The sequence below is a fragment of the Acidiphilium sp. 20-67-58 genome, from assembly GCF_002255515.1.
In the GTDB taxonomy this organism is placed as follows: Bacteria; Pseudomonadota; Alphaproteobacteria; order Acetobacterales; family Acetobacteraceae; genus Acidiphilium.
Genome location: NZ_NCAS01000055.1, coordinates 1 through 9922 on the forward strand (window position 1 = coordinate 1; position 9922 = coordinate 9922).

The 9922-nt window shown below is 57.4% G+C and carries 5 protein-coding genes and 2 pseudogenes; 5 read left to right on the forward strand and 2 right to left on the reverse strand.

The annotated features are described in order from the left end of the window. The 5 genes and pseudogenes from B7Z76_RS14830 to B7Z76_RS14850 all read left to right on the forward strand — a co-directional run. Window positions 1-172: transposase (locus B7Z76_RS14830; RefSeq protein WP_291344946.1), on the forward strand; the 172-nt coding region annotated here is incomplete at its 5' end. 909 nt (window positions 173-1081) lie between these two features. After that, the gene (locus B7Z76_RS14835; RefSeq protein ID WP_174501786.1) at window positions 1082-2368 is read left to right on the forward strand and encodes a CsgG/HfaB family protein; all 1287 of its coding nucleotides are present in this window, start codon (window positions 1082-1084) and stop codon (window positions 2366-2368) included. Between the two features lie 228 nt (window positions 2369-2596). Continuing rightward, entirely contained in the window at window positions 2597-7492 is a 4896-nt protein-coding gene (locus B7Z76_RS14840) for an S-layer family protein (protein ID WP_291344942.1), read from the forward strand. 74 nt (window positions 7493-7566) lie between these two features. Then, window positions 7567-8193 (forward strand): peptidoglycan-binding protein, encoded by a 627-nt coding sequence (locus B7Z76_RS14845; protein ID WP_174501805.1) that lies wholly within the window; start codon window positions 7567-7569, stop codon window positions 8191-8193. Between the two features lie 64 nt (window positions 8194-8257). Next, window positions 8258-8483, forward strand: a pseudogene (locus B7Z76_RS14850) (helix-turn-helix domain-containing protein); the annotation flags it as partial. 729 nt (window positions 8484-9212) lie between these two features. On the opposite strand, the pseudogene B7Z76_RS16355 reads toward B7Z76_RS14850, so the two are convergent. Then, window positions 9213-9599: pseudogene (locus tag B7Z76_RS16355) on the reverse strand (DUF4158 domain-containing protein); the annotation flags it as partial. Next, the coding region (locus B7Z76_RS14860) for a recombinase family protein (protein WP_291344944.1) at window positions 9538-9922 on the reverse strand (385 nt) is incomplete at its 5' end. The gene B7Z76_RS14860 and the pseudogene B7Z76_RS16355, both read right to left, overlap by 62 nt.

Below are 9922 nucleotides of genomic sequence, written 5' to 3' on the forward strand. Positions count from 1 at the left end.
CCGCGCCATTCCGCCCTTCGACCCCGTCGCCTACAGAAAGCGCAATCTCATCGAACGCGCCTTCTGCAGGCTCAAGGACTGGCGCGCCATCGCCACACGCTACGACAAAACCGCACGAAATTTCCTCGCAGGGATATGCCTCGTCCTCGCCGTCACATCTTGGATCAGTTGAGTCCAGAGCCTAGCGGGTTTCTGAGCAGGGGGGGCTGATGGTAGCTGGATGGATAGAACTCACTTTTATCTAAATGTAATATAAATCGCGCCAAATTTTTATATTGATAAAATATATAAAATTGTCGCTTAATTTAACGAGAAATTTTTCTGACATAGAATAACGCAAAATATAGAATAATAAATCATGCAATCTGTCCGTGATACGTCTATGGAATTTGGAGGATATTAGGGCATCAGTGATGTTGAAAAAAAAGCGGCGTCAACTCGCTGTAATGTTTGCTGTCATCGTGGGACTTACCGGTTCTGCGTATGCGAATGGGTTTGGTACCGATTCGCCATATCAACTCCCAACGCCTGCCGATCTCGCCAATCTGGGCGCGGTGGAAAGCATAATTTTGCAAAAACAGGCAGGAATGTATCATTCCCCTCTCTATAATTCCTACAGTACAACAAACATAGCAAAGCAAACCAACTGTAACGTTGCCCCAACCACTTATGGAAACTCGGGTACGACCGCCGCGACCGCCGGCTCCCCGAGTACTGTCGGGGCCACACCGAGTGCGATAGGCAATTCAAGTTCCACTCAGTCATCGCTGTCGGCATCAACCGCCGGAACGCCGCTCACCACGACGGGTCAAACGAATAGCGGTGCTGTGGGGACGGTCCTGAACGGCTCGACGAGCACGTCGATCAGCGGCACGTATTCTCAAGCACTCAACAATACCCAAACCAATGGGGGGACGCAGAGTGCGTCAGTCAGTAATAGTAATGCATGTTCTGTTGGAACTGGGTCGCTGAATTAGCCATGTCCCAGATAATTCCTCATCGTCTTGTCCCTCTGCAGCGTCGGGTCATGGATCTGATGCCTCAACCTCGCCCAGCCATCCGGCGTTCACCGCGCAGCTACATGCTGCGCAGCACGGCGTTGCTGGTGCTCGCCAGTCAGGTGCTGGCCGGTTGCGCGTCAATTGGCATGCAGCGCGTTGAGCCTGGTGAAGCACCGATCGTGCTGGGGCCAAAGGTCAGATACAATCTGACCCCGGTCGATCCTGCTTTCGCCTGTCTTGCTGACGAAATCGTCCGTGACAACAAACCGCGCCTGACCTTCGCTGTTGGTGACGTCAAAGATTATACAGGTCGATACAACATCAACGAAGGCAATGCCATCACGCAGGGTGGCTCGCTCATGGTTGAAACGGCCTTGGGTCATCTCGGCAACGCTATCATGCAGGTCGAACGGGTTGATCCGCACATCACCCAGATGGAGCTTGGCTATACCAACCAGCGCCAGCTGGGGGATGGCCGCCTGCACATATTGCAGCCGGGCCCGCACGCTGTGCCATGGATGCCGTACTATGGTGGAACGATCCTCCGGTCCCAGTATTATATCATCGGTGGCATTACCGAGCTGAATTACAACATCCAAAGCGGCGGGGTGCAGGTTATGCAGAACCTGTCCGGTCCTTCGGCCACCACCTTTACCGAGAATGTCGCGATCGATCTTGATCTGGTTGATACCCAGACAACGCAGATCGTCAAAACCATCAGCCTGGAGAAGCAGATTGTCGGCTATCAGGTGAGCGCCGGGATATTCAGGTTCTTCGGCAGCGATCTGTGGGATGTCAATATTGGCGCAAAAAATCAAGAGCCTTTGGAGCTGGGTGTTCGAACCACCTTGGAACAAGGTACGCTTGATCTGGTGGCGGCGGCCGAACATCTGAGCCCGCTTCCCTGTCTGAAGAAAGTCCGTGATGCAATCTCGGAGAAGACTGCCAGCCAGCTTCGCAAGACGCCCAATCATGTGAAGCTCATCCAGCCACCTGTCCCACCGGGCGTACAGCAACCGATTGCCAAGCCACTTCCAGGTAGTGCCGGTGCGCCCATGAAGCTGAGCTTCGATTTCGGTTCGGCGGCGATCCCCGCCGGGGATGGTGGCTTGCTGACCCGGATCGCCCAGATGGCGGCAAAAGCCCCTGTTACTGTCGAGCTGACTGCGCCGGCAAATGAGAATTGGTCGCCCTCTATGCGTTCTGATCTGATCAAAGCGAGGATTGCCTCGCTGCAGGACGGGCTTTCGACCCACGGTATGACTGCCCCGGTGATCACTGTCCAATGGGCGCCATCCGATACTGATAGTGCCATTTATCAGGATGGATCGGGTTCGCAAAAGGTCGCATTAGTTACTATTAAATAATACAAAATAAAGCTAATTAAAACTCTAAGTTTATTATAAATTCTATTAAGAATCAGTAAGTATTATGTTTCCTAAAACAGGCTTATTTTGGAACGGGAGCGAGCTTTGAAAAATGCAAGGCTGAGAAGAAGTCTTCTCGGATCGACTGCGGCGAGTGTTATATTGCTCGGTGTGGTGTATGGTGGTCCGGTCATGGCGCAGACTGCTACGACCACCGTTGCCCCTACAGTGACGACGAGTGGTGTCGTCGCAGGTCAGGGGTCGGCAACTGGCTATGTTGCTAACTATTTCCAGGCGCAAAATACGCCGTCTTCAGCCGCAACGTCGAACCTGGCAATTACGGCAAACGCAACCAACCTGACCGCAGGGCAGACCTTTACGGGGACAGGTGGCACCGGTACTGTTTCTAATTCCTCAACCACCACCGCCAACACGATTAGTGCCGTTGCCACCGGCAACACGCTGACCAATACAGTTGATTTGGCAGCGATCGGCGGCACGACTGCGGGGACGACGGGGAATGGGTTGTCGGTCCTGGTCCAGGAGGCCAATAACGCGACCACGCAAGCTCCTCCGGGGACGGGGACCAATTATGTCGCCGTAAATGCAACGGCCTCCAGCAATACGCTGCAAAACGTTTCTACCGATGTCGTAAGCGGCTCCAGCCTCACGCAGAGCGCAAACGCGATCTCCTCGTCGGCCACAGGAAACGCCAGCAATACCACGGTAAGCGGCGCCGTTCCCGTGACATATGTTGGACAGGGTGCGGCGGGTAGCTCTACTCTAAATCTCGGCACCCCGGCGACCAATGCCCTCGATGCATCTGCGAATATTGTACTGAGCAATGCGCAGGCCAATAATTCGATTGCCACGACAAGCGCGGCCTCGACGACCGGCAACACTGTCAACCTCGCAGTAAACTCATCTGCAGGAACAACTGCGCAGACTCCGTCCCTTACCGTGGCGCAGACCAATAATACGGTGTCGGCCGCGTATGTGGGCAATACAGCCACGAGCACCCTGTCCGTTGCGTCGGGCTCCGCCCCGAGCCTAGACGGCAGCGCATTGGTCAGCAATCTGCAGACCAACAGCCAGACCGCGGCGCCGGCAACAGTCACTCCCTTGAGTGATGCGTCGAGCAATACTATCAGTGCGACGGTTGCGTCTGGCGCTACAACCAACAATCCGATCACGCTGTCCAATGGGAGCCTGACTCAGTCCGGCAATGCCATTACGGGAAGCGCAACCGGAAACACCGCGACAAACGTTGCTGAACTCGCCGGTACCATGAACCTGGCTGGGGCAACGACCACGCAGGTCAACACCTCCGTTGCGGCAACTGGACCGACAAACACGCTGCAGGCGGATTTCGGTATCGCTAACCTGCAGTCCCAGGTGAACTCGGTTGCCGGCCAGACTTCGGTGACGAGCAATACCATTGAGACGGTTGCCCAGAACGTCAGCGGATCGACGGTCAGCGGAACCTCCAACAGCATCAACGCGACGGCAACGAACAACAGCGTTTCCAATACCGTTACGGTTCCGAGCTCTGGTGCCAATGCCGCCACGATCGACGGCCTTCTGGGTATCAACAGCCTGCAGACCGCGACCGGATCGGCTGTGAATTCGAAAAATTCCGGCAACACGATCTCGCTGACCGCTGGCACCAACGGCACATCGGCGGCATCCTCGACGGCAACGGTGAGCAATTCGACGCTGGCGCTCACGGGCAACGGAACGAGCGCAACGGCAATTGGCAATAACGCCACGGGCGCGACCGGCGGTGCAGGCAATGCTCTGACAGTCAGTGGCACCAACGTGAATGCTTACCCCAATGGCGGCACTGCCGCGCTGGCCGGCCTCACGTATAATGGGACCACGCTGACTTCGGCGGCCGGTCTGTCTGTTGGCAACAACCAATATTCCAGCAGCTCTGCAGTTACGGCGACCAATCAGAGCAACGCGGTTACCCTGACGGCCAATGGCACGACGCTGAGCGGCGATACGCTATCCTTGTCGGGCGCTGCTGGAACCTACACGGCCCAGGCGATCGCACAGAGCAATAATGCGGCGAACGCACTGACCGTGAATGCAGACCAGCTGGCTGGATCCGCGGGCCTTGCGAGCGTTCAGACCGACATGAGCGGCGCAACGTCGACGCTGTCAAACCCGACGGTCGAAATTGCCGCCAACACCACGGCGAATACTGCAATCCAGAACTCCTCGATCACCCTTGGCGGGACGAACGGGAATGTTCTGCGGTCTCTGGCATATGGCAACGCCAACTCCAACACGCTGAATGCCACCTCGACCGGTCTCAACGTCTATACGGCGACCGCCCCCGCGACGGCCGTCTCTTTGGCGTCTGGCACCAATAGCGCTGATGCCGCGCTGGCATTGTTCAATAGCCAGGCCGAAACGGCGAATGTCTCGGCCGGCGCATCGACGACGACCCCGCTGAGCATCAGCCTTGGTTCGGGCAATGTCAGCAATTCGACCGTCAGCAACACGAATAATCAGTTCGTGGCAGCGGGCTATGGCAACCAGACCAGCAACGTTGCAAACGTGTCGGTGACCGATCTGGCGCAGCCGACCGCTGGCGCAACACCGGCGGCAACCTTCCTGCCCGTGGCGACGGTCGCCAATACCTCGTCGCTGAGCGGTACGGTCACCAGCACCGTCACCGGTGCCTCCGCGACCAATGGTCTGTTTGATCTCACGACCGCCTTAGGAGCGGGCACGGTCAGCGGATCGACCCTGAGCGTGAATGGTAACGCCTCGCTTGCCCAGGCCACAGGCAACATCGCCTCGGCCAATAATCTGACGGTCACCGGCACAAACCTGGTCGATGCAAGTCAGACCGCCGCGGCGCCGACCACTGCACCTGTTTCGTATAACGGAACCACGGCGTCGGTGAACACAGGCTTCAGCGTGGTCAACACGCAGACGGCCTCTGCAACCGTCTCGGCAACCCAGTCGCAGACTGGCGCGGACCTCAGCCTCGGTGGCTCGGGTGCGGTTTCGAACGCGACCCTGCAGGCGCAGGGCAACAACTTCAATGCCGCGGCGACAACCAACAGCGCGTCGAACAATCTGGTGGTCGGCACCGCCGCTACACCGGTTGCGGTTCTCACCAGCTCTGTTGGTGGGCTGAATGTCCAGAATATCACCAGTGGCGGTGGTACGTCGGCGACCATCGGCAATGCCGGTTCGCCTGCTGTTACGTCTACTACGGGTCTCACTGGATCATACACGGGAAGCACGATTTCAACTACAAGTAACACGCTTTCTGTTCCTGCTGGTCAGACTATCTCATTCAGCACTACAGGCACTGGCCTTACGCCGGCACAATTGGCTTCTGTAATTTCGGCGTCTGGTACCGGTACTGTCACCTATTCGGGCAGCACCGTGACGCTGACTTCAGGAACGTCTGCGTCCACGTTCTCATTCCCGACGGGAACAACGTTTAGTATTTCTTCGGGGGCGAAGACTGTAGCGACGGCGGGAACCATTACTGTTCCGGCCCTGAACACGACGCCATTTGCGAATATTCAGACAGGTGGCAATCTGACCAACAGCACCCTGTCGGTGACAGGCAACAACTACGGTGCGGTCGCACAGGGTAACGTCGGCAACACCACGGTCGCGGTGACGGCGGATACCGTGAATGGTGGCGCCCTTGCGGGAACCCAGAGCAGCGCAACCGTTACTTCGACCTCTCAAACCGCAACGGCCGACCTGTCGGCGGTGAACGCGCAGACCAATGCTTCGGCCACAACGGCCAGCGCATACGGTGGAGCACAGATTACCAGCTCCGCGACCTTGCCGACGATTTCCGGGTCGACTCTCAGCGTGTCCAACAATGCGCTGAACGCTACGGCACAGGCGAATACCGCGACGACCGCGCTGACGGTGAATGGCACGATCTCGCAGAATTCACAGGGTACTTATGCGGCTTCGGGCGCATTGATCTCCAGCCAGAATGCAACCGGTGACGTGACTGCAACCGCGGGTACGGTGGCCACCAGCAGCACGACATCGTCGTCGGTTGGTCAGACCATCAGTGCGCCGGGTGCCATTGGCAGCAACTCCAGCCTGGCACTGAACGGCAACACGACCACTGCTACGGCAAATGCCAACAGCGCCAACAACACGCTGACGGCAAACGCGACGACTCTCGACAATGCCACCACTGCTGCGGCATCGATCACGACCAATCTCCAGACTGTGAATGCGGCGTATGCCTTGAATAATACGCAGACATCGTCCGGTGCGACCAATGGTGTGACCGCCCAGGCCAATAGCAATGTCTACAACAACGACACAGCCGGTAGCTCCGGTCTGCAGAGCAGCACTGCCGTCCTGAATGGCAACACGACGACGGCTAGCGCTATCGCCAATACCGCATCGAACACGCTCAATCTGGGCGGCTCGACGGTGAACGCACCTGCAGCCATCCTCAACAACCAGACGAACAGCGACTCGGTTGCTGCGGCAGGCACCTCGAACGTCCAGTTCAGCCTGACCGGCAGCTCTGCAACTACCGCTGCTGCGTCCGGATCGTCGATTGCGGTGACCAACAATGCACTGAATGTGCAGGCCGCAGGCAACTCCGCCGTGAATGCTCTGAACGCTCTGCCGACGGCCAACTTTGGTACACAGGCAGCCGGCGCTTCGGCTGGGGGCACAACTCCTGTGACGGCGCAATACGTGGCGCTGAACTCGCAGACCAATAGCGGGTCCGTCAGTGCAACCAGTGCTGCATTCGGTGCCACTGCGCCTACCAGCCAGTTCAGCGTGGCTCTGAACGGGTTTGCTGGCGGTACGACGCAAGTCCAGAACACCAGCGTGACCGTGACGGGTAATGCCGTCAACGTGAACGCCTTCGGTAACTCTGCACAAAACACGCTGACCCTTTCCGGGCTGAACAGCGGCAATGCCACCAATGCATTGCAGAATGCACAGACCAATACGGGTAACGTGACCGCGACCGCCTCCTACAACGCATTTGGCGCAACCACCGGCGCGCCTGGTGCGACCGGCAGCACCGTGAATGTTGGCAACAACAGCATCATTGCCCGCGCAACAGGCAATAGTGCGATCAACACGGTTGTTGCTCACTAATTGTCCCAGAGCTCTCTCGGAGGGGAAGCATTTGCTTCCCCTCTTTTTTACTCGTAAGGTCTTGGAGTTAATCGATGGATTGGCGTTCTTCTCGTCTCGTTAAGGCCACTACGATCGCGCTTGCCTGCGGCTGGCTGGCTTCGCACGCTGCCCAGGCAGCGGACGCCAAGGGCAATTTCGCGGTGAATGGTATCGGAGCGACGTCATGCGCAGAGACCGTTGGGGCCATTCAGCATGGCCACGCCGCTGTGCGCGCGGAATTATCGAGTTGGCTGATGGGATACATCACGGCTCTTAACCGCGTCGATCACAATACCTTTGACATTATGGCGATACAGTCACCCGTTGCAGTTACCAACCTTGTCTTGAATGTTTGTTCAAAAAACAGCAAAGACAATGTTGAAGGCGTGACAAACTCAATCTTAAAATTGTTTTCGTCGATCAAGCTGACCAAATCATCGTCTCTCATGACAGTCTCTTTTGATGGTAAATCGGTAAATATCAGAAAAAATACAATGAAAAAACTTCAGGAATTTCTGAAGAAACATAAATTTCTTAATGGTCCGGCTGATGGAAACTACGGAACAGAAACGCAGGCGGCCATTAAATCTTTCCAGGCCCATGAAAAGCTTTTGGTGAATTCGTTGCCGGATGCAGAAACAGTCATTCAGGCGCTGATTATTCCTGGAATAAAAAAATAAACCAAGATAAATAAGGTCATGCGGCGTGGTGTGATTCAAGGCTTCTGGTCTTCGAAGGTTCATCATGACCCGCCCTGTCCCTCTTCGTGCTGATTTTGACGCTGCCATCCTTCGCCGCCTGGCACGGCACAGCAAGGAGGCAGCTCAGGTCCGGCGCCTGCTGGCTCTTGCCGCCATCTACGATGGTGGCACACGCTGCGGAGGCAGCGCGGTTGGGCCATGTTACGCCGCAGATCGTGAGGGCGTGGGTCCTCCGGTTCAATGCCGCAGGGCCGGACGGGCTGCGCAACGCAGAGCATCCGGCCCGACGCCGTAGTCAACCAGTATCGTTCTCCCGGTCGCTGACCATGCAGATGGATTGATCGACCCGGCCGAAAAGATCTGCTGGCATCACTTCGGATGCGGCTGGTGAGCTGCGTATCGATCAATGCGGTGAGCGTATTCTGGCTTTCCCAGCCTCACCTGGCCACAAAATCACCAGTGAAGCTTCAACCCCTGGATTCGAACTTGCGGCATCTGCAAAGACCGATCTCGTGTTCATCAGCCAGTATGGCATGACCGCACCAGATGACAGTGACCGTCGCACGGCGGGCGGACAGCTAGAGCGGTAGCTGAACCATCTGAATCGCTGGGGTACCGGAAGCGGTTGAAATCTGATTCAAGCTGGACACTTGCATTAGAGCGTCTACCGATCCGTCCGGATCGGATTCGTTCTCTATCTTTTTGATAAAACCAGCATCTTTATCCGATCAGATGACTCCATCTGATCGGAACGTGCTCTAACCCTGTGAAAGTTGTTGAATTCGTGATTCACTGAGACGGTCGTGAATTGGAGGCGTGGTCGCTATTCGGGCTTTCGGAGCCTCTTGAGCGTCTGAGCAAGACGGGAGACCCGCTGGAGGTTCTGGAAGCGACGGTCGCTTTCGAGCATTTCCGTGGCTGGCTGGTTGAAGGGCTGGGCTACGGGGACGGAGCCTGGGGTGTGAACCGCGCCGGGAATCCCGGCGCGGTTCACACCCCAGCAGCCAGTCGGCAAGGTCCGCCGCCACGCGCGGCCCCCATGGCCGCAAGCCAAGGCGATCCTGCAAAGCCGCCGAATGCCGGCGTCGGTTTTGATCCACCCTCGGATAAGCACCAAGGGAATCCGGCAAGACGTCGATCTGTGCAGCGACGAACGAGACCAGAGCAGGATCGGGTATCTCGCCGGCATGCAGCGGCCGGCCGGGATACCGCAGGCAACAGCGCATGAGAGCCAGACCGAGACGGTGATGATCGCCCCGTCCGCGCCGGATCATTGCAAGATCCGCAGCAGACAGCGTGTAGTAACGAATTATGCCGGGCCGATCAGTCGGCGGGTCGAACAACTGTGCGATCTGTTCCCCCGTCAATATCCGTCGATAGCCCACTGGTCCCTCCCTCCTGCCTGTTGAGGACAGGAGACCAGCCGATCCGTGCCAGAGAGTCGACCAGCGTACTCCGCGGAATGCCGAAAGTGCGGCAGACCGACGCTTTCGTGGCACCAGCGTCCAACGCCGCGATCACCGCCGCCAGCTTCTCGGCATCGATCACCACCGGTCGGCCGCCACGCCTGCCCCGCCGACGGGCAGCCGCCAGACCTGCCTGCACACGTTCCTGGATCAGCGAACGCTCGAACTGCGCCAGAGCGCCAAAGACATGAAACAGGAATTCCCCCTGCGGCGTCGTGGTGTCCATCTGCTCGGTCAGCGAC

Coding starts and splice junctions, on each gene's coding strand:
- B7Z76_RS14845 (WP_174501805.1), top strand. CDS start 7,567: ATGGATTGGCGTTCTTCTCGTCTCGTTAAGGCCACTACGATCGCGCTT.
- B7Z76_RS14835 (WP_174501786.1), top strand. CDS start 1,082: ATGCTGCGCAGCACGGCGTTGCTGGTGCTCGCCAGTCAGGTGCTGGCC.